Annotated in this window: 16 protein-coding genes; 10 read left to right on the top strand and 6 right to left on the bottom strand. The window is 57.7% G+C overall.

Features of this window, described 5'->3' with window-relative positions; translation table 11 throughout:
• Positions 1 to 49 precede the first annotated feature (49 nt).
• Positions 50 to 1,339 carry a hypothetical protein gene (locus tag QMZ18_RS02275; RefSeq protein ID WP_282604607.1) on the bottom strand — a complete coding sequence of 430 codons (1,290 nt, stop codon included), beginning with the start codon at positions 1,337 to 1,339 and terminating at the stop codon, positions 50 to 52.
• A 303-nt stretch (positions 1,340 to 1,642) separates the two neighbouring features.
• Here QMZ18_RS02275 and QMZ18_RS02270 point away from each other — a divergent pair, with 303 nt between their 5' ends.
• The 3 genes from QMZ18_RS02270 (at position 1,643) to QMZ18_RS02260 (ending at position 5,290) form a co-directional block, all read left to right on the top strand.
• The gene (locus QMZ18_RS02270) at positions 1,643 to 2,242 is read left to right on the top strand and encodes a D-sedoheptulose 7-phosphate isomerase (protein WP_282604606.1); all 600 of its coding nucleotides are present in this window, start codon (positions 1,643 to 1,645) and stop codon (positions 2,240 to 2,242) included.
• Positions 2,243 to 2,263: 21 nt separating this feature from the next.
• Positions 2,264 to 3,739 (top strand): D-glycero-beta-D-manno-heptose-7-phosphate kinase, encoded by a 1,476-nt coding sequence (gene rfaE1, locus QMZ18_RS02265; protein ID WP_282604605.1) that lies wholly within the window; start codon positions 2,264 to 2,266, stop codon positions 3,737 to 3,739.
• A 270-nt stretch (positions 3,740 to 4,009) separates the two neighbouring features.
• Positions 4,010 to 5,290: an EAL domain-containing protein gene (locus tag QMZ18_RS02260; protein WP_282604604.1), complete on the top strand. Its 1,281-nt coding sequence runs from the start codon at positions 4,010 to 4,012 to the stop codon at positions 5,288 to 5,290.
• 41 nt (positions 5,291 to 5,331) lie between these two features.
• Here the strand turns inward: QMZ18_RS02260 and QMZ18_RS02255 are convergent, their stop codons facing one another.
• On the bottom strand, positions 5,332 to 5,733 hold the full coding sequence (locus QMZ18_RS02255; RefSeq protein WP_282604603.1) for a hypothetical protein: 402 nt from the start codon (positions 5,731 to 5,733) through the stop codon (positions 5,332 to 5,334).
• A gap of 316 nt (positions 5,734 to 6,049) precedes the next feature.
• On the opposite strand from QMZ18_RS02255, the gene QMZ18_RS02250 reads away from it, so the two are divergent.
• Positions 6,050 to 6,667 (top strand): DNA-3-methyladenine glycosylase I, encoded by a 618-nt coding sequence (locus QMZ18_RS02250; RefSeq protein ID WP_282604602.1) that lies wholly within the window; start codon positions 6,050 to 6,052, stop codon positions 6,665 to 6,667.
• A 110-nt stretch (positions 6,668 to 6,777) separates the two neighbouring features.
• On the opposite strand, the gene QMZ18_RS02245 is transcribed toward QMZ18_RS02250, so the two are convergent.
• The 4 genes from QMZ18_RS02245 to pgi form a co-directional block, all read right to left on the bottom strand.
• Positions 6,778 to 7,083 carry a hypothetical protein gene (locus QMZ18_RS02245; RefSeq protein WP_282604601.1) on the bottom strand — a complete coding sequence of 102 codons (306 nt, stop codon included), beginning with the start codon at positions 7,081 to 7,083 and terminating at the stop codon, positions 6,778 to 6,780.
• 574 nt (positions 7,084 to 7,657) lie between these two features.
• A complete protein-coding gene (locus QMZ18_RS02240; protein ID WP_282604600.1) occupies positions 7,658 to 8,830 on the bottom strand; it encodes a mechanosensitive ion channel family protein in 1,173 nt (390 codons plus the stop codon).
• 161 nt (positions 8,831 to 8,991) lie between these two features.
• Complete coding sequence (locus QMZ18_RS02235) at positions 8,992 to 10,824, bottom strand: methyltransferase domain-containing protein (protein ID WP_282604599.1); 1,833 nt, start codon at positions 10,822 to 10,824, stop codon at positions 8,992 to 8,994.
• Between the two features lie 65 nt (positions 10,825 to 10,889).
• Positions 10,890 to 12,593, bottom strand: a complete 1,704-nt coding sequence (gene pgi, locus QMZ18_RS02230) for a glucose-6-phosphate isomerase (RefSeq protein WP_282604598.1) — start codon at positions 12,591 to 12,593, stop codon at positions 10,890 to 10,892.
• 474 nt (positions 12,594 to 13,067) lie between these two features.
• Here pgi and zwf point away from each other — a divergent pair, with 474 nt between their 5' ends.
• The 6 genes from zwf (at position 13,068) to QMZ18_RS02200 (ending at position 21,345) form a co-directional block, all read left to right on the top strand.
• Entirely contained in the window at positions 13,068 to 14,561 is a 1,494-nt protein-coding gene (gene zwf, locus QMZ18_RS02225; protein ID WP_282604597.1) for a glucose-6-phosphate dehydrogenase, read from the top strand.
• Positions 14,545 to 15,291, top strand: coding sequence for a 6-phosphogluconolactonase (gene pgl, locus QMZ18_RS02220; RefSeq protein ID WP_282604596.1), 747 nt, complete (start codon positions 14,545 to 14,547; stop codon positions 15,289 to 15,291). The genes zwf and pgl overlap by 17 nt, the downstream gene beginning before the upstream one ends.
• A gap of 99 nt (positions 15,292 to 15,390) precedes the next feature.
• Positions 15,391 to 17,232: a phosphogluconate dehydratase gene (edd, locus tag QMZ18_RS02215; protein ID WP_282604595.1), complete on the top strand. Its 1,842-nt coding sequence runs from the start codon at positions 15,391 to 15,393 to the stop codon at positions 17,230 to 17,232.
• A 34-nt stretch (positions 17,233 to 17,266) separates the two neighbouring features.
• Positions 17,267 to 17,908: a bifunctional 4-hydroxy-2-oxoglutarate aldolase/2-dehydro-3-deoxy-phosphogluconate aldolase gene (gene eda / locus QMZ18_RS02210; protein ID WP_282604594.1), complete on the top strand. Its 642-nt coding sequence runs from the start codon at positions 17,267 to 17,269 to the stop codon at positions 17,906 to 17,908.
• 32 nt (positions 17,909 to 17,940) lie between these two features.
• On the top strand, positions 17,941 to 18,861 hold the full coding sequence (gene hexR / locus QMZ18_RS02205; protein WP_282604593.1) for a transcriptional regulator HexR: 921 nt from the start codon (positions 17,941 to 17,943) through the stop codon (positions 18,859 to 18,861).
• 180 nt (positions 18,862 to 19,041) lie between these two features.
• Positions 19,042 to 21,345 carry a spermidine synthase gene (locus tag QMZ18_RS02200; RefSeq protein WP_282604592.1) on the top strand — a complete coding sequence of 768 codons (2,304 nt, stop codon included), beginning with the start codon at positions 19,042 to 19,044 and terminating at the stop codon, positions 21,343 to 21,345.
• The last annotated feature ends 115 nt before the right edge of the window (positions 21,346 to 21,460 follow it).

The raw sequence follows: 21,460 nt of genomic DNA, 5'->3' as shown, positions 1-21,460 counted from the left end.
GAGGATATGATCTGCACGCTACGCGTCGTTCGACGCGTAATCGCTGATGTCAGCCTTTTCGTTCGGACGCTCTGTGGCGTGCCATGGCGTTGCTGAGGATACTTGCCGATTCACCTGGCGTACGAAGGGAATCGCGCAGCCGGTCGATGTGAAACCCCTGGTAAAGGCTCAAGCCCAAACCCTTGCCGGTCTGAAGTGCGTCTTCGCTGCCGCAGTGGCTGAGGATGACCCGATCGGGCCCGATCTCGCTGATTGCGGCGCGGAGCTCCGGCCCGCGTGACGATTTCATCGTGTTGCTGAAGTCGTTGTCCCACAACAGCTTGACCATGTCGAATCCCAGTCGTTTGCGGTCCACGAAAGGCAGGGAAAGATGGGTTGTGCCGTCCAGACAGACGTTGTAGCCCCGTTCACGCAGGAAATCGCGGGCAAAGAGAAAGCTCGCGACGTCGGCAAAGACGTCGATGAGCTGAAATTCGATCACGATGCTCCGCCGCACGTCGGGGTTAAGAGTCTCGTCAAGCGCCAGAAAGTCCGATGACAAGAGAGTCGAGACATTGAGGTTCAGACTGTAGGACTGGCGCAGGCTGTCGTCGTCGTTGTGCACCAGCAACGAAATCATCCGCCGGTCGAGGTGACGGGTCAGGTCCTGGAATAGCCATCGATTTGCGAGAATATCATGGCCTGGGATCAAGACCTCCTGAAGATGATCGATGGAAAAATAGATCTCCCGGAACACCGGTTCCGGTCGGCCGTCGGCATCCAGCAGAAAGGTAGATTGCCGCTGCATCATGCTTGAGAGATCGGCCTGGGCAATCGCGGTAGCGATGTCGCCGAGCTGGTTGGGCTTCAGCGGCATCATTCTGGCCCGGGCTGCTGCCGCGGCGTCTTGAACAGCCGCGAGCTCGTCCGCATGGCTGTTGGCGAAGCCTTGGGCAAGAGCGACGAACTCGTCGTAGTCCTGGTCCAGAAGGTAGAGCTTGCACAAGCTTTCGTCGCCATGATGGCTGTGGGCTGAGCCGATGTTCAGTAAGGGATCGTCGCTGAAGAAGTATGAGAGGCGTTTGACGGCCTCATCCATCTGTTCGGCAAGATCGCGGCCGCAGACAATGACGAGATCGTCGTTCCCAAAACGAAAGAGTGCACCGTCGTCGAGCCGGACGACCTCATCGAGGGTCGCCTGTGCTATCCGCAGGTGGTGCTCGCGGCGATTGTCTGGCTGCAGTTTCGACAAGCGTGCATGCAAGGCTCGTCTGCCGCCAGCGTTGCGCTGCAGACGCTGAGCATAGTCGTAAAAAATGGCTTCCTGATTGGGAAGCAGACCTGTTCCGGAACTTCGCATCAGCTGTTTTGCCCGTTCTGACCGGCGTCAGTTGGTTTTCCGGTCATACCAAGTCTAGGGTTTGGGCTCTTGAGAAAGCGTTAACCAAGGCGTCGTGGGCAGGCTATTTTGCTCTCGCGGCAGGTGCCTTGAAGGACTAAAGTGCGGCCGCAAGCCGGTTCGCACCCATGATCGATGGACTCTTAATGTTGTCGCGCTGGGGCATGGCTGACTAAATTCTTGAGGGCGATCACTCTTGGCGGAATCGATCGAGTTCGTGTGTCGCCCTCGAACACGAAGTAACTTTGAGCGATAAGGACGCTAATGTCGTTGGCGAGTGAACATCTGGATCTGTCGAAGTTTTATGCGGCTGAATTTGCTGAGCACAGCGCGGTCGCGGCCGCGACCGAGGCTGCCCTGGCGGCACCTTTCTCAAAGCTGGTTGAAGCCTCAGTTAAGACCATTAGTAACGGCGGCAAGATTCTGTTTTTCGGAAACGGTGGTTCGGCCTCCGACGCGCAGCATCTCGCGACCGAGCTTGCCGTGCGCTACGTCAAGGACCGTGCACCCATTGCGGCGATCGCTTTGACGACCGATACCTCGGCGCTGACCGCGATCGGCAACGATCTGGGTTTTGATGAGCTCTTTGCCCGTCAGGTGGCTGCGCTGGGCAAGCCTGGAGATGTGGCCCTGGGCATTTCCACTTCGGGACGCAGCCCAAATGTGATCCGTGGCCTGGAGGTGGCGCGTGATCAAGGTCTTGTCACCGCCGCCTTTTCAGGTGGCGATGGTGGCCGTCTCGTCGGCCTGGCAGATCCCCTGCTGATTGTTCCTTCGAAAACGACGGCCCGCATTCAGGAAATGCACATCACTTTGGGGCAGATGCTCTGCGGGGCACTCGAACAGTCTCTGGGACTGGTGTAACGCCATGAGTGAGGTTGCCCAATGACCGAGCCAACTGATCTGCTCGAACTTGTCGACCGCCTCGACGGTGCCAGGGTCATGGTGGTTGGCGACGTTATGCTCGACCGCTTTCTCTATGGCGCGGTTGACCGGGTTTCGCCGGAAGCACCGATCCCGGTTCTGCGTTTGGAGCGCGAAGTGACAATGTTGGGCGGCGCCGGAAATGTTCTGCGCAACCTGACCGCCATCGGCGCAAAGACGACATTCATTTCGGTGGTTGGCGACGATCCTGCGGGGCGTGAAATCCGGCAACTGGTCGAACGGGAAAGCCATGAGCCGGGCTCAATAAGCCTCATGATCGATGGTGAACGCGCCAGCACCATCAAGGAACGTTACATCGCCACTGGACAACAGCTGCTCCGTGCCGACCGGGAAACACCCTTTGCGATGTCGGCATCAACCAGGGACGGTCTTTTGGCGGCAGCCGAACAGGCGCTTGAACAGGCCGGTGCGCTGATTCTTTCCGATTATGGCAAAGGGGTTCTGCCGGGCGATGTTGTCTCGCATCTGATCGCCCGCGCCAAGGACTTAGGTTGTCCCGTGGTGGTCGATCCCAAAGCGGTCGACTACAGCTACTACCGCGGCGCGGCGCTGGTAACCCCCAACAAACGCGAACTTGCACAAGCCTCGGGCCAGCCGGTACAGGGCGATGACGCCATCGTCGAGGCTTGTCGGGCGGTCATTGAGAGCGCCGAACTTGGTGGCGTGCTGGCAACCCGCAGTGAAGAAGGCATGTCGCTCGTCATACAGGGCCGTGAGGCTTGTCATCTGCCTGCGCGTGCGCGGGAGGTCTATGACGTGTCGGGTGCAGGCGACACAGTGGTGGCCGTGCTTGGAGCTGCTCTTGCGGCTGGTATCAAGGTCGAGGCGGCCGCCGGTCTGGCGAATGTGGCGGCCGGTATCGTTGTCGGTAAGACCGGTACGGCGGTAGCCGAAGCAATGGAGATTCGTCAGGCTATTTACGCGTCCCGGCTGTCACAGGCTGAAGCCAAGTTCGTCGATCAGGAACTCTTGCTCGATCAAATCGTGCGTTGGCGGCAGGCGGGCTTCAAGGTGGGGTTCACCAACGGCTGTTTTGACCTACTGCATCCAGGGCATATCTCGCTGCTCAGGCAGGCCCGGGCGGCCTGTGACCGACTCGTGGTCGGTTTGAACAGTGATGCTTCCGTTGCCCGTCTAAAAGGCCCCGCACGTCCTGTTCAGGTGGAAACGGCGCGCGCCGTCGTTTTGGCTTCACTGGAAGATGTCGACCGTGTTGTTGTATTTGGCGAAGACACACCACTTGCCTTGATCGAGGCTCTGCGTCCCGACGTTTTGGTCAAAGGCGCCGACTACACGGTAGAGGAAGTTGTGGGGGCAAAAGAGGTTCAATCCTACGGTGGAACCGTGGTTTTGGCCGAGCTGCAGCCTGGTCATTCGACTACCGCAACGATTACCCGGCTTGCTGAATCCAACTAAGGGTTTTTGAGCGTCAGGTGGCTGCACGTCAGGGATCTTACTCCAATTCCCGCTACTGGAGATACGCAGTGCTTTTTTTTTGTAAAAATATGTTAGTCTAAAGATATTACACCGCTTGGTAGCGTTTTTCGGGTCTTCTCGCGTTAGACGATACCATTGCGAATCATGTATAACGGCGTCGAAGTGGAATTCTGTTGGTTGTCCGCGACTGGTCGGTTTTGACCGCGCTACGGCTGTTGCCGTGGTGGGGCAAAACCCAAGCGATCACACATGTTTGAGCGACGAAAAAAGCCGAGGCGCCCTTTGCCTGGCAGCCTGCTGTTTCACGATCACCTCGTGGCATCGCTTCAGGCGGCGCAGCGCGGCGATGCCGGTCTCGCCGTCTTTTACTTTGCTGCCGACGGGAATTCCGCCCAGGAGATTCAAGGAATCGCCGCAGGGCTTGCGTCGCAATTTGGCAACCTGCGCGCCGCGTGTTGTGTCGATCACACCGCTGTTGCCGCGATCGCGGACCACTGCTTCGTCAAGGATGATGCCTTGGCCTTCGCGGCGCAGATCGTTGATGAATTGTGCGGCAGCCTGAATTTTTCAGGGGCTGGCGTCGCCGTCTATCCCGAAACGGCTCAGGATCCCGACGGATTGCTGTCCGCCGCTGCCACGGCTGCAGAACTGGCGGGTAAAGGGGTGCAGCACAAGTTTGCGCGCCCCTCACCTGCCAGGACTGAGGCTGCCGCAGTCGATATCCTTGCAGCCGAAGTCGGGGCTGCGGCCAATCACCCGCTCATGGACGCGGAAGACCTTGAAGTGGCTCTGCAAAAGGGACAGTTGAGGTTGCACTATCAACCCCAGATCGCGGTATCGAGCGGCCAGGTGATCGGGGCAGAAGCCCTGGTTCGTTTCTGCGGTGATAGCGGTACGCTCGAGCTTCCGGGCAACATCATTCCCGCTGCGGAAGCAACTGGCACGATTACGCGTATCGGTGAATGGGTGTTGGAGACAGCCTGCGCCCAGGCGGCCGACTGGGCCAACCAGGGGCTGCCGTCGGTGAGTTGTGCGGTTAATTTGTCGCTTGCCCAGGTCCAGCAGAAGTCCCATGTCGATCGCATTGTCGAGATCGTGGCGGAATCAGGTGTAAAGCCCTGTCAGATCGAAATCGAGCTGACGGAAACGTCGGACCCGAGCGATCCGGAGGAGGTATCGGAGCGCTTGAAACCAATTCTCGATCTCGGAATCAATTTGGCACTCGACGATCTCGGAACCGGCTACGCCACCCTGTCGCTGTTAAGACGCCTGCCAGTCGGCAAAGTAAAGATCGACCGCTCTTTCGTGGCTGGCCTTATGGATGCGGACGATGGTGTCGAGGATTTGCGGGCTATCGTTGAAATGGGGCAGGGGCTTGGTCTGACTGTCCTCGCCGAAGGCGTTGAACGGGCTGAGCAGTATGCCACCTTGCGCGCGCTGGGTTGCGATAGCTACCAGGGATATTTCTTCAGTCCTGCCTTGCCGGCCGCCGAAATGGCGGCGCTTCTCGAACGCAATCGCTCGATCTGAACAATCGGTTGGTTTTTCGGCGCGCTGGATGTTGGCCGTGATCAGCCGATCAACTTGGCCAGCAGAAATCCTGGAACCAACCAGGCTGCGGTTACGGCGAAATAAAAGAACAGATTGAAGCGTTGCGCGAGGCTACCCGAGCGTCCGTTCCGTTCGTAGGCTCTTCGTTCTCTGCCAAGCAGGAATATCAAGTAGAAGCGTTTGCGCCCGAATGAGAGTGTTCGGCGCACTTCAAGTGAGTGTGCGGCGATACCACGATTGGAGAACATCGTCCTGATCGCGCCCAACTGTTCTTCGTTGAAGGAGTTGGCAACGTCCGGGTCGATGCGACGAAAGTAATGGGAAAGGAAGGGATCGGCGTTATCGTTGTTCGCGCCCGGATCAGCCCTATGCTTGAAATCACGTGCCTTGTGCACGGCTTGGGCTGCTGGTGTCGCTTGCAACTTTGCCTCCCTGGCTGGATGCGTGGATTTTCTACTTCTCGTGAAGTTTCCCACAGCAAGCTTTCTAAATGGTAAAGGCTTCAATTCCTAGCGCGATATGTGTTCTGTCAGACGCAATTTGGATGCGCTAACGCTATGAAGTGGTTCAATATCTCTAGGGTTAATAGGTTTTCATACCCTGTCATTTTGTTGGGCAGATAGGAATGCAGCAGTGCAAGAGGCCTGGGGGGCAGATGTTCGGCAGGATTTACTGGTGTCTTTCGACCCGTCGATGTATGCTTTCAATGTGTACAAAACATAAACAAAATGGAAACAAATGATGATCCGTGGCGGACTGCGGCGTTGTGATTGGGTTGGGGCGGAAGAGCTCTACGTCGAATATCACGACCAGGAGTGGGGCGTTCCGGTTTACGACGACCGGATGCTGTTCGAAATGATGATCTTGGAGGGTGCGCAAGCAGGCTTGTCCTGGATCACCGTGCTGCGCAAGCGTGAGACCTATCGTCAGGCTTTTGACAACTTCGATCCTGAAGCTATCGCGGGGTATGGCCCTGACAAGGTTGCCACACTGATGGAAGATACGGGCATTGTGCGCAACCGCGCAAAGATCGCGGCGACGATTGGGAATGCGCAAGCTTGGTTGGATATCATGGCTGCCGAAACACAAGCTGATCCACTCACCGAAGTGACGCGGGCCGGCGGTGGCGCATTTTCGAACTTTGTGTGGTCTTTTGTCGGCGGTGCACCGATCGTTAACCGCTGGCAGAGCCTTGCTGAAGTTCCCGCCGAGACGGCTGAGTCGCAAGCCTTGTCGAAGGCTTTAAAGAAAAAGGGGTTTCGTTTTGTCGGACCGACAATCTGCTACGCCTTCATGCAGGCGACCGGGATGGTCAATGACCATACGATGGAGTGTTTCCGTTATGATCAGGTCTGATACCAAGGAGCGTTTCATATCGAATCAGAGTAAAACGTGAATCAGCCTCTCCTTGTTAAGTGAGAGGCTGATCCGGATTTTTGATCGCTCCGATCAGAAACGATCCTGTTCTAACTGTTCAGTGTGTAGTGGGCCACTTCGCTGGGTTGGATTGAGAGTTGGTTGGCGCTGTTCGCGACAATCGATCGCGGCGCGTTGTTGAGACGATCCCAGTGGGCATGGGTAACGCCTTGCGCCATCAGAGCTTCTTTCACGTCTCGCCAGATCTGTGGTGTGATCGTACCATTACCGCCAATCAGTTCCGCGCAATCGCCACGACGGTTGATCGTGCAGGAAAAGTCATAGGGATCACCGTGCTCTTCGAAGCTGCGGCCGACCCTAAGAACACCTGTTACCCATTCAATCTCTGCAGTCATATCATCCTCGTAACGTTTCGCTTCAACTCCCGGGGCGGCTTTTTTCAGGAGGAGTTAATCCCCGCTGGAAACCGATCCGGACTTTGCGCGGTACTGACTGAAACGCGCCGCTCGCTCAGTCTGTTTGCGCATTGACGGAACGATAATTGGCAAGAATTCCTGGACAATCAATTCGTCAATTTTGATGACATTGAATTATCACATCGCCTTAAAATCTGAATGGTGACTTTAATGATTCTGTGGCATAGAACGGTAATACTGTATAAATTCGCGCTTGGATTGACATAGTTGTGTTAATGTTTCGTCAATCATTTGCCTTGTTGCTGCCGCAATCTTGAAGTGGAGATTTTTCTACAGCCTGGCGGACTGCCGTTCTTGACGGAAACAGTCTAGGTTGGGAACCCTTCGGTGAGCAGGTTTGGGTCAATTGGAATCTCGCAAGGCGTTCCAATTGACCCTATAAATCTGACCCCGCAATTTACTGCAGAGCGAATTTCCGCGTCTATCTGATCTAGTGAAATGCAATCAGACTCTAGGTCAGGCCAATCGCTTTTTTGGACCCATAACCCAAAGCCTAAGGTGCTTCGGGCGCAGATCCCGGCTCAGCCCTTATGCCCTCAATACCTAGACCTTCCGGGGTGGAATCCTTGCCTGGAAATCCTTCAATGTGAATTGTGGTCGTTGGGAAAGCGAAGCCGCTGCCGGCACCTTCGACGATCTCCTTTACCTTCAGCGCCAAGTTTTCCTTGATCACCATCCAGTCGCCCCAGTTGGTCGTTTTGGTGAAGCAATAGAGCATGATGTCGATGCTCGAATCATTGAAGCTGTCGACATTGATCAGAGTTGTTGCCCGCCGTGGGTCTGTTTCAAAATCGGGGGTTTCCTTGAGATAGTCACTTATCTCCTGAACGATCTGGCGCAGCTGTTCCGCCGTCGTGTGATATTCGACGCCGATCATCCAGTAGATCCGGCGGTTGGTCATTTTCGAGAAGTTGGTAACCGCATTGTCGGACAAAAAGGAGTTCGGCACGTGAACCGGTGCCTTGTCGAAACGCCGGATCCGGGTCGAACGAAAACCAATCGATTCCACGGTGCCCTCGACGACACCGTCGACCTTGATCCAATCGTTCCGTTCGAAACGCTTCTCGGCGATGATCAGAATGCCGGAAATCATGTTCTTGAACATGTCCTGCGCGCCCAAGGCAACCGCGACACCGAACAGTCCGAGTCCGGCGATGATCGGGCCGACCTGAATACCCCAGACCTCCAGGATCGTTGCCGCGCCGAGAAAGAGAAACGCCCCCTTTATCGCCTTGACCAGCCACTCGACCATGATGGCGGTGAAAATCCGGTCCAGTCGGTGCAGCAGAAAGCTGAGCGGATCGACCAGCCGGTAAAGCCCCCAAAAGATAACGAAGGCGACAAGCGATCGTTCGAAATTGACCCCAACAGTCTGTGCGAGGCCGTCGAGTTTCAGGTATTCGAGTGCGAAAAAAAGACCGATTACGACGGGAACCAGCCTGAGCGGCCCCTCGAGCGCATCGAGCGCCTCGTCGTCGATCGAAGTTTCCGACCGTTCGACCATCGCACGCAAACGTCGGATGACTATTCTGGTAAAAAGACCGCGCAGCAACATCGCCACTGCGATGATGCCGATCGCCGTCACTATGCGGCCGATATCGATACCGAGATAGCCCTGCGTCCAGACTTCGGTAACGGTGTTCCAGAAATTGGTCAGTTCCTGCATCGACGATCCTCAATCCGACTTCTTGTATAGGCTGGCGCATTGTGCGGATCAGCCAGCCTGAAATTTGCGCAGACTAACTAGCGGACAAATTGGACGCGGGCAATGCTGGGTTGGACCTTGGAAGCGGCACAACACAATGTTTATCTCTTCGGGAACTTGGCCTAGTCGCCGGGTTTCACGCACCAGAATTCGTACATGCGCCGGAACAGTTCGGGATACTGCTGTTCGAAATCCCACCAAACATTGAGGTCATTCAGCGATCGGGGGTCAGGATTCTTCTGGCGAAAGGCGTCGGTCAGTGGTTTGGGGCCGTCGAAGCCGGCGAACTGCAGTCCCAAGTCTTTCATGGCTTCTGCAATTTCGGGGAGCCGGTAGTTGCGCTCCTGGACGTGAAACACGAGGTCGCGAACTTCGCTGGCGCTGTAGAAATCGGGTGTGGCCAGCAGGCTGTGGCACCAGTTTTCGCCGGCCAACGTACTGTCAGCACCCATTATCGCCTGTCGAAACCTGCGAATGCCGTCGGCATCTCCAGCCAGCTCTTGCGCCTGAACGTAGGCGCGCCCGGCCATGATATCCTGCCGGCCTAAGTCTCGATACAGGCCGATACGCATGACGCCGCCCGGTTTAAGTCGCTTACAGAGCTTCCGCCAACCGGCCATCGGGTCCGCCATGTGATGAAGAACGCCGACAGACTCAATGATATCGAAATCGCGCTCCAGCAGGTCCAGATCCAGAATGTCGGCCTGGAGGAACGAAAGGTTCTTCGGGTTTATCGATCTGGTCTTGCGTAAGGCGTAACCGAGCGACGCAGTACTGAGATCAATTGCTAGGACTTGGGCTTTGGGACCGTACCCCAGCGCGCAATACAATGCATGCCGGCCAGTGCCGCAGCCTGCTACCAATATGTCTTCCGGTTCGTCGGCCAAGCCAGACGCTAAGTCTCCAACAGTTTCGCGCAAACGTTTCATCCAACTGCCTGCGGGTGGCACATCCATGCTTAACCAGCGCGGATAGGGGTTTTCCTCGTATTGTTCGGCGACGATGGCCGAGCCAGCTGCATCGATCGGCCGAAGCCGTGTCAAGCCGGCCTTGAGGGCGGTTTCCTCCTGTTCCTGGCGCAACGTGAAGTCGACGACACGGCGCAGGGCTTCAGGCAGCTTTTTCGGGTTCACCTCCAGCAGCTTCTGCGCGCCGGACAAATCCTGTAGTGGACGATAGAGCGCAAATAGCAGCGCCTCGTTTCCAATGCGCCCGTCGGTGTCGAGCTGAGCCCCAATCACTTGTGCAAGACGATCGAGCGCCTCTTCTTCCTCGGTGGTGGTGACAAAAACGTACTCGTTGATGGCGCCCTGAACGGCCAGGGCCGACATAAGGCGCTGGAGGGGTGGCGCTGTCGTCTCAGAACTTGAAAATTTCAGCAGGCAGGTCCTGCGTAACGCTGTCAGCAGTTCTTCGAGCACCAGATCCTGATTGATGGTCTTGGTCAGAAGTGCAAGCAGCAGGGGTTCGGCCAGGGTCTTGACGCCGGTTTTCCCGAGTAGCCATTCCGCTGCCGCTTCGGCCCCCTCTGTCTGCATCCGTTCGAAGGCCGGCGAGAGCGCCGACGTTTGCCGGATTATCTGCGCGGCGAGCGGACCGAACGTGGTGTGGTTCGTATCGGGAGCCGCGAAGGCGACCAACAGGGCCTTCGGGCCGGGCAGCCGTTTAAGAACCAGATCCGGTGTCTTCAAGAAGGACGCCAGCATCTTAATTGCGTTGTCGTGCTTCGGGTTGAGTTCCAGCGCCCGGCAGGATGATACGACTGCCAGATCCCGGGCGCCGGCGTCCGCCAATGCACAGCTCAGGTTATGGTGGGCTGAAGCATTCTTCGGTTCGCTGACGACGGCCTTTCCGAACCACACGGCGGCTTCCTTTGGGTCGCCACGGCGCAAGGCCTGTGCGCCCTTGTCCATATGCGATTTCGTGACATCGCGCCGTTGTTGCCGATTGGCCATCGCTGGGCTGGCTCCTGCAGTCTTCGAGTTCTACGGATTGTCCGGTATTTTAGGCAAATTGGTCTTTAGGTTTTCTTGCCTGCCTGTGCCAGGTGATTTCGATAATGCTGGATCAGGCCGTTGGTCGAGCTGTCGTGTGCGCCCTGCACCTGATTCTCGGTTGAAGATTGGGTCAGTTCCGGCAAGATGCGGCTGGCCAGCTGCTTGCCGAGCTCGACGCCCCACTGGTCGAAGGAATTGACGTTCCAGATCACACCCTGAGTGAAAATCTTGTGTTCGTACATCGCGATCAACTTGCCCAGTGTGTAGGGAGTGAGCTTTCGGAACAGGATTGTCGTGCTGGGTTTGTTACCGTCGAAAACCCGGTGCGGCACCAAGTGCTTCAATGACTCGCCAGTAATCCCCTGCGTGACCATCTCCGCCTCAGCTTCCATTGGGGTGCGACCCTTCATCAGCGCTTCGGCCTGCGCGAACACGTTGGAGAGCAGGATCCTGTGGTGGGGGCCGAGATCGTTGTGGCTTTCCAGGGGCGCCAGAAAGTCGGCGGGAATCATGTGCCGGCCCTGGTGTATCAACTGATAGAAGGCATGTTGCCCGTTGGTGCCGGGTTCACCCCAGACGACAGGGCCGGTTGCGTAGTCGATGGCGGCACCGTCGTGCGTTACGGACTTTCCGTTGCTTTCCATATCCGCCTGTTGAAGGTAGGCGGGCAGGCGGCTCAGATACTGATCGTAGGGCAGAACCGCATGGCTTGAAGCGCCAAGAAAGTTTGCATTCCAGATGCCGAGCAGTCCGAGAATGACCGGAATATTCTCGCTCAGGGGCGCTTCCAGAAAGTGTTGGTCCATGGTGTGGGCGCCTGCAAGAAGATCCTCGAAGGCATCCATCCCGATGGCAAGGGCGATGGGCAGGCCAATGGCCGACCAGAGGGAATAGCGGCCACCGACCCAATCCCAGAAGATAAACATATTCTCGGGATCAATTCCGAAGGCCTGAACTGCCGTGTCATTTGTCGAGACTGCAACGAAGTGCTTCGCGATGTCAGGTTGATTGGCGCCGGAGCTCAGAAACCACTGCCGTGCCGACGCTGCATTGGTCATGGTCTCCTGAGTGGTGAAGGTCTTAGAGGCGACGACGAAGAGCGTCGTGGCGGCATCCAAAGGACGAAGGATCTCCATCAGGTGACTGGCATCGACGTTGGAGACGAAATGAAGACGCGGCCCGCCCCGGCCGTAGGGTGTAAGCGCTTGGGTGACCATCTGCGGACCGAGGTCCGATCCGCCGATACCGATGTTGACCACGTCTGTGATGGCCTGTCCCCGGTACCCGCGCCAAGCACCGCCGCGCAGTTTATCACTGAAGCGCCGCATCTGAGCCAGCACCTCATTGATCTCCGGCATGACATCCTTGCCGTCCACGAGCACCGGATCATTCGAACGGTTACGCAGAGCGGTATGGAGAACCGCGCGCTTCTCCGTCGTGTTGATCTTTTCACCCGCGAACATGGCGCGGCGGGCCGCATCCAAGTCAGCATCTTTGGTGAGATCGAGCAGCAGCGGAAGAGTCTCGGCTGTGATTCGCTGTTTGGAAAAATCCACGAGAAGATCATCGAGGCTCAAAGAGAAGTTATCGAAGCGCCTGCTGTCCCTGTCGAACAGATCTCGGAGCCGGAGAGTTTCCACGAGCTCGGCATGGCGCGAGAGGGCCGACCAGGCGCCAGCGCGGTTTGGCAGGGCTTTCGGTGAATTGTTTGACGAAGTGGCTGGCATAGCGCGCAGTCTCCCAGGATTTGGCGTTACCGGCCCTTGGCACGACAGCTACTCGATGTTGTCGGCCGAACAGCAACAATTTCAAACCGATGCTCTGTTTCCGGCAAAGATATCTGGATCATCAAACCCCGAATACCGAGCACAGAAGCATGATCTAACACGACAGCGCCCGCGCCGCGAAGGCCTGCTGGTGCGCTCAAAACAGGATTGCGGATTGGGCTGGAATTTTCTGTAATTAAATTACAGAATGGCTTGCATGTAACCATAAAAATGGGCTATAGTGCCACAACAATGTGGTAAAATTACAAATCTGTTACTGATTCTCGCAAACGATAACCGCAGGCCATCCGAATCGTGCCGCTTTTCTGACTTCTTTTTTCTTATGTCAGCGCGGTCCATTGAGATGGCGGTATCGGAATGCCAACCCGCTTTTGGGGAGGCCGTTGTTTGCACTATCAGGCATTTGGAGAACGGATGGCTCAGATTATACCGGTCGATGTTTTCGACATCGTGGTGTTCGGGGGAACCGGTGACCTTGCTATGCGCAAGCTCATGCCTTCGTTATACCTCAGAGACCGGGATGCCCAGATTCCGGCTGAAAGCCGAATCTTTGGCGTCTCGCGGAGCGACCTCAGCTCGGCGGATTATGCTGCGCGGCTGCGGGATGGGCTCGAGCGGCATCTCGATCAGGCTGATTGGGACGACGACGTCTGGCAGCGTTTTTCCGCACGTATCTCGCACGTCAAACTGGACGCCACCAAGTCCGATGGCTGGGATGGGCTTGTCGAGGGTTTGGAAGGCGGTGAAGAGCGCGCCCGTGTGTTCTATCTTGCCACGTCCCCCGATCTCTTCGGGCCGATCTGCCGGAATCTGAAAGCTGCCGGCGTGGTCACACCCCAGGCGCGGGTCGTGCTCGAGAAGCCGATCGGTCGGGATCTGGAATCCGCCTGCCGCATCAACGACGAAGTCGGCACTGTCTTCAACGAAGACCAGATCTTCAGGATCGATCACTATCTGGGTAAGGAGACAGTCCAGAACCTGATGGCGCTTCGCTTCGCCAATTCGTTGTTTGAACCGCTCTGGACCAGCGCGTCGATCGATCACATCCAGATTACGGTGGCAGAGAAGATCGGTGTGGAAGGCCGTGGCGGCTATTACGACCGCTCGGGTGCGCTGCGCGATATGGTCCAAAACCATTTGCTGCAGCTGCTGTGCCTTGTCGCAATGGAGCCGCCGGTCCGCCTGGACAAGGATTCCGTGCGTGACGAAAAACTCAAGGTCCTGCAAGCGCTGCGGCCCATCGCCGGTGGCGACGTTTCGGCGAAGACCGTCAGCGGCCAGTACCGTTCGGGCGCCGTCGACGGCCACCCGGTGCCGGCCTATCTTGAAGAATTGAGTGCTGAAGCGGATGGCACGGCCGCTGACAGCACGACCGAGACCTTCGTCGTCATCAAGGCGGAAATCGAGAACTGGCGTTGGGCCGGCGTGCCCTTCTATCTGCGCACCGGCAAGCGTCTGCCGAAACGCAGTTCCGAGATCATTATTCAGTTTCGTCCGGTGCCCCACTCGATCTTTGAGGCGGGCGCGGGGCAGGTAGAGCCCAACCGCCTGGTGATCCGCCTGCAGCCGGATGAGGGCGTGACGTTAAGCCTCATGACTAAGGACCCCGGTCCTGGCGGACTGCGCCTGCGCTCGGCCCCGCTCAATCTGAGTTTTGCCGAGACCTTCAAGGTTCGTTATCCGGACGCCTACGAGCGCCTTCTGATGGATGTCGTGCGTGGCAATCCTACCCTCTTCATGCGGCGTGACGAGGTCGAAGCCGCCTGGTCCTGGGTCGAACCGATCCTGGAAGGCTGGCAGAACAATTCGGAACGCCCCAAAGCCTACACATCTGGAACCTGGGGTCCTTCAGCGGCAATCGCGTTGATCGAACGCGATGGACGAACCTGGCATGACGATGCTGAGTGAAGCCGCAACGAGCGAGGTTGGCGCAGTCATGGCTGAGATTCAAAAGCACATCTTCGAAAATGGCGCCCAACTCGCCGACACTCTGGCCAACTATGTGAGCGACGCGATCAACTCCGGCATCGCGGAACGCGGTCGGGCCAGTTTGGTGCTTTCGGGCGGCGGAACTCCGGCGCGCTTGTTTCAGCAACTGGCATCACGGCCTATTCCCTGGACCGATGTCTCAGTGACCTTGAGCGACGAGCGTTGGGTCGACGAGACTTCAGATGACAGTAACGCGGCAATGCTGCGCCGGGAGTTGCTGACCGGTGATGCGGCAGCTGCCGAATTTATCAGCCTCAAGACGCCGGACGAGACGCCGGAAGATGGTGAAGTGGAATGTGCCCGGCGCCTGGCCGGGATGACGGTTCCTTATGACCTCGTGCTGCTCGGGATGGGCGCCGACGGTCACACCGCGTCGCTGTTCCCCGGCGATGCCAATCTTGAACGCGCGCTGGACCCAGACAGCCAACGGGCCTGCATCGCCGCGCATCCACCCGGTGCCGCACAGGCGCGTATGTCGCTCACTCTTGCAAATCTGCTCAACTGCCGGCAGCTGGTGTTACTGATCTCCGGTGAGACAAAACGTGACGTGCTGGAGACGGCGCTGGAAGAAGGTCCGGTCGAAGCCATGCCGGTACGGGCCTTGCTGCGCCAGACCTCAGTGCCGGTCGATGTTTTTTGGGCGCCATAACCGAGAGCGCTGCAACTCAGGGCGCATTTGAAAATCCCGATTGCCTGCCGCAATGCTGTTGTCCGGCCTCTTACGTTGGGTAGATCGAAGGAGGTAGCCATGAACGCGAAGTTAAGTGAAGTGACCGAGCGGATCGCAATCCGCAGCCGAACCGTGCGGGAGGCTTATCTGTCGCGATTGCGGGCGTCAGGCTCGAAGGGACCGCATCGCGGTGTCCTCTCCTGCGGTAATCTTGCGCACGGGTTCGCAGCCTGCGGCGATGCTGACAAGCACGATCTGCAGGGCGAGGAAAAAGCCAACGTCGCGATCGTGTCCTCCTACAATGACATGCTCTCGGCACATCAGCCTTTTGAACGTTTTCCAGAGATCATCAAGGAGGCCGTGCGGGAGTCTGGTGGCGTTGCTCAGTTTGCCGGCGGCGTACCTGCTATGTGCGACGGCGTCACGCAGGGGCAACCGGGCATGGAGCTTTCGCTGTTCAGCCGCGATACTATCGCAATGTCGACCGCTGTTGCCCTGTCACACAACATGTTTGATTCCGCGCTTTGTCTGGGCGTTTGCGACAAGATTGTCCCAGGCCTCCTGATGGCTGCGCTCAGCTTCGGGCATCTGCCGACAATATTTGTCCCCGCCGGCCCCATGACGTCCGGTCTGCCCAACGATGAAAAGGCACGGGTACGGCAGCTTCATGCCGAAGGTAAAGTCGGGCGCGATGCGCTGATGGAGGCGGAAGCCAAATCCTATCATGGCCGTGGCACCTGCACTTTTTACGGCACCGCGAACAGCAATCAGATGCTGATGGAGATCATGGGCCTGCACCTGCCCGGTTCCTCCTTCGTCAATCCCGACACTTCCCTGCGTGACGCTCTTACCCGTGCAGCAGCGAAACGGGCCACGGAGATTACCGCGCTTGGCAACGACTACACGCCGGTCGGCGAAGTCATCGATGAGCGCGCGGTGGTCAATGGTATCGTCGGCCTGATGGCGACCGGCGGCTCAACCAACCACACCATCCATCTGGTCGCCATGGCGCGCTGCGCCGGCATCGAGATCACTTGGGATGATTTCGCAGAACTGTCCGAGATCGTGCCCCTGCTCGCCCGGATCTATCCCAATGGCCAAGCCGATGTGAACCACTTCCACGCGGCCGGCGGCATGGCATTTCTGATTGGTCAACTGCTGGATGCCGGCTTGCTGCACGCCGACGTCCGTACCATTGTCGGCGAGGGAGGTCTGGAGCGTTATCGCTGTGAACCGCTGCTCGACAACGGTGCCTTGCGTTGGCGCGACGGTGCGTCCGAGAGCCTGGATACGTCAATTCTCACCAAGGCCGACGCGCCTTTCAGTACCAATGGCGGCGTGAAGCTTCTGACCGGCAATCTTGGGCGTTCGGTGATCAAGATCTCGGCTGTAAAACCCGAGCATCGTCTGGTCGAGGCTCCCGCTATCATCTTTACCTCGCAACAGGATTTTCTCGACGCCTTCAAGGCAGGAGATCTGCATCGCGATTTCGTTGCAGTCCTGCGGTTTCAGGGACCGAAAGCGAACGGGATGCCAGAGCTGCACAAATTGACCCCGTCACTAGGCGTGCTTCAGGACCTCGGTTATAAGGTGGCGCTGGTCACCGACGGCCGGATGTCCGGCGCTTCGGGTAAGGTTCCGGCCGCTATTCACGTAACGCCCGAGTGCCTGGACGCTGGCCCTCTGTCCAGGCTGCAGGACGGCGACCTCGTGCGTCTCGATGCTGAAAGCGGCACCTTGAACGCCAATGTGCCGCCGGAGGTCTGGGATACGCGCGATGCCGCGCGTGAAGATCTTTCCGGTCATCAATTCGGCATGGGCCGGGAACTCTTTGCCGTCTTCCGGCAGACCGTAAGCGGTGCCGAGCAGGGCGCGACGGTGCTCAGGGACACGGCGGATCAGACTGCGGCGGCGGCTTAGACAGTAACGAACGAAAAGGACGAGGGAGAAAATTATGGCGGGCCCAAGCAGTGCAATGGCGGAAATCATGGCGATGGCTCCGGTGGTGCCCGTGGTCGTGCTGGAGGATCTGGACTCGGCTGTCCCAATGGCGGAAGCCTTGGTCAGTGGCGGTTTGCCAGTCATCGAAGTGACGCTCCGCACGGCGGTTGGACTGGATGCCATCCGAAAGATGTCCGATGCCGTGCCCGGCGCGGTCGTTGGCGCCGGCACCGTGAACCGGCCGGAACTGCTCGTCGATTCTCTCGAAGCTGGGGCCAAGTTCATCGTCAGTCCGGGCGCGACCCCCTCCCTCGTCTATGCCGCGCGTAGTGCGGCCGTCCCTTATCTGCCGGGTGCTGCAACGGCGAGCGAAATGCTGGCGTTGCTGGAAGAGGGCATCTCGCATCAGAAGTTTTTTCCAGCCGAAGCCTCCGGCGGAGCTCCCGCGTTGAAATCCTTCGCGTCGCCTCTGCCTGAAGTGAAGTTCTGTCCGACCGGCGGTATCGATGCAAAGCGCGCAGCAGATTATCTTGCGCTGCCAAACGTGATCTGCGTCGGCGGTTCCTGGGTGACGCCCTCGAAACTGGTTAAGGCCGGTGATTGGAGTGCGATCGAAGCATTGGCTCGCAACGCGGCAAAGCTTGGAAAGGGCTGACGCCCTGTTTCATCCGCAAAGGTAAGCGCGATATGGATGGTGACAGCGATAAGCAGGGAGACCCAAAGGCCCTGATCGACGAGACAGCCAACATCGTCGAAGTGATCCGCGCTCGCGCCGACAAATTGAGCCGGGCCGAGCACAAAGTCGCGGCTGCAGTGCTGGATGACCCGGCTGCGGCCATGAAATCGAGCACCGCAGTCCTGGCGGGCAAAGCCGGTGTCAGCGATCCCACTGTCAACCGCTTCTGTCTCTCTCTTGGATGTGCGGGTTTTCCCGAGTTAAAACTCAGGCTGGCGCAGAGTCTGGCGCGTGGTGTGCCTTTCGTGAACCGGCATGTCGCGGCGGATGATACGCCGGAAACCTACACCGGAAAAATCTTCGACGCCACGACGGCGGCTTTGTCGCGGGCCCAGGAGCGGATCGACATGACTGAAGTCGGTCGTGCCGTCGATGCGCTCGCGGCTGCGGCCAGGATATCCTTTTTCGGAATTGGCGGTTCGGGGGCGGTCGCAGTTGACGCCCAGCACAAATTCGTGCGCCTCGACGTTCCGTCGGTTGCTCAATCGGATATTGTGATGCAGCGGATGCAGGCCGCGGGAATGGACGAAGGTGACGTTGTCGTTCTTATCTCCAACACGGGCTGCACCATACCCATGATCGAAAATGCCAGACTGGCAGCGAGCCGGGGTGCCAAGCTGGTGGCCTTAACCGCGGCCGGCAGTCCGTTGGCTCAGGTCTGCGACATCGTTATCGGTATCGATCCAGCCGAAGACGCCGATATCTACATTCCCATGGCGTCGCGCATTGTCCACCTGGTAATTCTGGACGTGTTGTCAACGGGCGTTATTTTGGGCCGCGGAGCGGGATTTCAGGATCGGCTGGCCCGTATCAAGGAGAGCCTGCGTCCTGGTAGAACGACTATGATCAGCGGCCACTCGAGTGCCGACTGATTGGCCGCGGCGGCAGACCGAAGACAGTCTATGAGCGTCTAAATCACTGAATTAAAGATTGATTCACGCTTTTCACCAAAACAGTGAAAATCGATCAAACTCTATGTAAATCTTACTCTTACCCAATTCTTAACACCCACCGGATAGAACAAACCCACCTCATTCCGGATGGGTTGGTCCATGGCGAGTTACCAGACGGCGCAGCATAGCGGCGCGTCCCTTTCAGGTCGGGCGCAAACGGGCGCGCTGCCGCTGTTTGCAGGCAGCCTGTTTTTGAGTGCCCTGCTGCTGTTTTCCGTTCAGCCCATGTTCGCCAAGATGGTTTTGCCGTCGCTCGGTGGTGCTCCCGGGGTTTGGAACACTTCGATGGTGTTCTTTCAGACGGTTTTACTGGCGGGCTACGCCTATGCGCATTTCAGCGTCAAGCTGCTGGGGGAGCGCCGGCAGGCATATCTTCATCTGTTTGTTCTCGCATCAGCGTTTGTGGTGCTCCCGATCGGGCTGCCGTTCGACGCAAGACCATGGCCCGGACAGCCCGAACTCTGGTTGCTGTGGACTTTGACTCAATCTGTGGGACTTCCCTTTCTGGCCGTTGCCGCGACGGCGCCACTCCTGCAGAAATGGTTTTCCACAACGGGTCACCCGCACGCGCAAGACCCCTATTTTCTCTACGGTGCCAGCAATATCGGCAGTCTTATTGCCTTGCTGGGCTATCCCTTTTTGATTGAGCCGGTCCTCACGCTGGGAGAACAAAGCCGTGGCTGGATGTTCGCCTATGGCTTCTTGGCCCTGTTGATATTCGTTTGCTTGCGGGTTGCCAGGCGCACCGTCGATGAACCGGTCTGCGCCGAATTTGAAGCAAACCCGGACGTTGCTGGAGCCGATTCCGAGAGCCCGGACTGGAGCGCACGCCTAAAATGGATTGTTCTGGCCCTCGTGCCTTCCAGTCTTTTGCTGGGTGTTACCACGCATATCTCGACCGACGTGGCAGCCGTTCCTTTGCTGTGGGTTATTCCCCTGGCCCTCTATCTACTGACCTTTGTGATTGTGTTCAGTCGGCGGCCCCTCCTGAGGCACGGCTGGATGCTTCGCTTGCAGCCGATCGTTCTTGTTCCGCTGCTGGCGTCTTTTATCTGGCCTTTCGGTGTCTGGATTGCTGCTCCGGTTCATCTCATTGCGTTTTTTGTGACTGCAATGGTCTGCCACGGCGAGCTTGCCCGCCGCAGGCCTGCGGTAGACCACCTTACCGAGTTTTACCTTTGGATGTCGTTTGGCGGCATGGTGGGAGGGTTCTTTGCCGCTCTGGTTGCGCCTGTCATCTTTGAGTCGGTTGTCGAGTATCCCCTGATGGTCGTGCTCGCCTGTTTGCTGCGGCCGTTTGGAAAGACAAAGGACGGGAATACGCCATTAGCGAGATCAAAGCTGGTTCTGGATGTTGTTCTGCCGTTGATCATCTTTGCAGCTCTGGCCGTTCCGCTTCTTGCTCTTAAAACCGACTTTTCGGAACTGGGTTTGATCGGTGTTTTTGTTGTTTTCCAGCTTATCGCTCTCTCGATATACGGTTTTTCGGCACGGCCAATCCGCCTGTCTCTGGGGTTTTCCGCGGTGCTTCTGGCAATGGCCGTTACCGATCGGAGCGAGCGGGTCATCGCGCAGGATCGCAGCTTCTTCGGCATCAGCAGGATCACGCAGACCGCGGATGGCCGCTTCAATCTCTTGACGCACGGCACGACTCTCCACGGTGCGCAACATAGCGATCCGGAAAAGTGGCGCGATCCCTTGACCTACTATCATCGCGCAGGCCCGATCGGACAGTTGTTCGAAGCTTTGGATACGACAGGTCAGAATCCTTTACGGATCGGCGCGGTGGGTCTCGGCGCCGGGACCTTGGCCTGCTATCGCCGGCCGGGACAGGACTGGACGTTTTTTGAAATCGACCCGACGATGGAGCGTATCGCGCGGGATCCGGAACATTTTCGTTATCTGTCCGCATGTGCCGCGCGCTCACCCGTCGTAATTGGCGATGCCAGGATTTCCCTGCAGAGCGAGGAAGATGGCAAATATGACGTGCTCGTTTTCGATGCTTTCAGTTCCGATGCCATTCCCATGCATCTCCTGAACCGTGAGGCCCTCGCGCTGTATCAAGCAAAGCTCGCTGTGGGTGGGGTCATGGCTTTCCATATATCCAACCGCACGCTCGATCTTTTGCCGATCGTCGCGCGCCTGGCTGAAGATGCGGGACTCGCCGGGCGGTTCCAGAATTTTGTGCTGCCGGGCGAGGGTTATCTCAACGATTACAAAGTCGGTTCGAAATGGGTGGTTCTCGCCCACCGTGATGCCGATCTGATGTTTCTGGAAACGGCATTCAGCGAAGACCTGGCAGGTCATGATCTTCAGCCAGGCTGGCGCAATCTCGAAGACCAGCCCAAAGGGCGGCTCTGGACCGACGATTTCTCCGACATTCTAGGGGCGCTTCGCTGGTAGCGGTAAGGTTCCAGGACTTGATCAGTCTTCGTCACATCATAGAAATCTATGAAGTTGCCTCTGCTCCTGTGGGAATCCAGGCGAGATCTTCGGTACGATTTTGCATTGCTTGTTG

The sequence above is a fragment of the Pelagibius sp. Alg239-R121 genome, from assembly GCF_947331435.1.
Lineage (GTDB): Bacteria > Pseudomonadota > Alphaproteobacteria > Kiloniellales > Kiloniellaceae > Denitrobaculum.
This window is presented reverse-complemented; position numbering and strand designations above follow the sequence as displayed.

Bases quoted from the DNA above. Each gene is read 5' to 3' on its own strand.
- QMZ18_RS02275 (WP_282604607.1), bottom strand. From the start codon at position 1,339: ATGCGAAGTTCCGGAACAGGTCTGCTTCCCAATCAGGAAGCCATTTTT.
- QMZ18_RS02270 (WP_282604606.1), top strand. From the start codon at position 1,643: ATGTCGTTGGCGAGTGAACATCTGGATCTGTCGAAGTTTTATGCGGCT.
- rfaE1 (WP_282604605.1), top strand. From the start codon at position 2,264: ATGACCGAGCCAACTGATCTGCTCGAACTTGTCGACCGCCTCGACGGT.
- QMZ18_RS02260 (WP_282604604.1), top strand. From the start codon at position 4,010: ATGTTTGAGCGACGAAAAAAGCCGAGGCGCCCTTTGCCTGGCAGCCTG.
- QMZ18_RS02250 (WP_282604602.1), top strand. From the start codon at position 6,050: ATGATGATCCGTGGCGGACTGCGGCGTTGTGATTGGGTTGGGGCGGAA.
- QMZ18_RS02245 (WP_282604601.1), bottom strand. From the start codon at position 7,083: ATGACTGCAGAGATTGAATGGGTAACAGGTGTTCTTAGGGTCGGCCGC.
- QMZ18_RS02240 (WP_282604600.1), bottom strand. From the start codon at position 8,830: ATGCAGGAACTGACCAATTTCTGGAACACCGTTACCGAAGTCTGGACG.
- QMZ18_RS02235 (WP_282604599.1), bottom strand. From the start codon at position 10,824: ATGGCCAATCGGCAACAACGGCGCGATGTCACGAAATCGCATATGGAC.
- pgi (WP_282604598.1), bottom strand. From the start codon at position 12,593: ATGCCAGCCACTTCGTCAAACAATTCACCGAAAGCCCTGCCAAACCGC.
- zwf (WP_282604597.1), top strand. From the start codon at position 13,068: ATGGCTCAGATTATACCGGTCGATGTTTTCGACATCGTGGTGTTCGGG.
- pgl (WP_282604596.1), top strand. From the start codon at position 14,545: ATGACGATGCTGAGTGAAGCCGCAACGAGCGAGGTTGGCGCAGTCATG.
- edd (WP_282604595.1), top strand. From the start codon at position 15,391: ATGAACGCGAAGTTAAGTGAAGTGACCGAGCGGATCGCAATCCGCAGC.
- eda (WP_282604594.1), top strand. From the start codon at position 17,267: ATGGCGGGCCCAAGCAGTGCAATGGCGGAAATCATGGCGATGGCTCCG.
- hexR (WP_282604593.1), top strand. From the start codon at position 17,941: ATGGATGGTGACAGCGATAAGCAGGGAGACCCAAAGGCCCTGATCGAC.
- QMZ18_RS02200 (WP_282604592.1), top strand. From the start codon at position 19,042: ATGGCGAGTTACCAGACGGCGCAGCATAGCGGCGCGTCCCTTTCAGGT.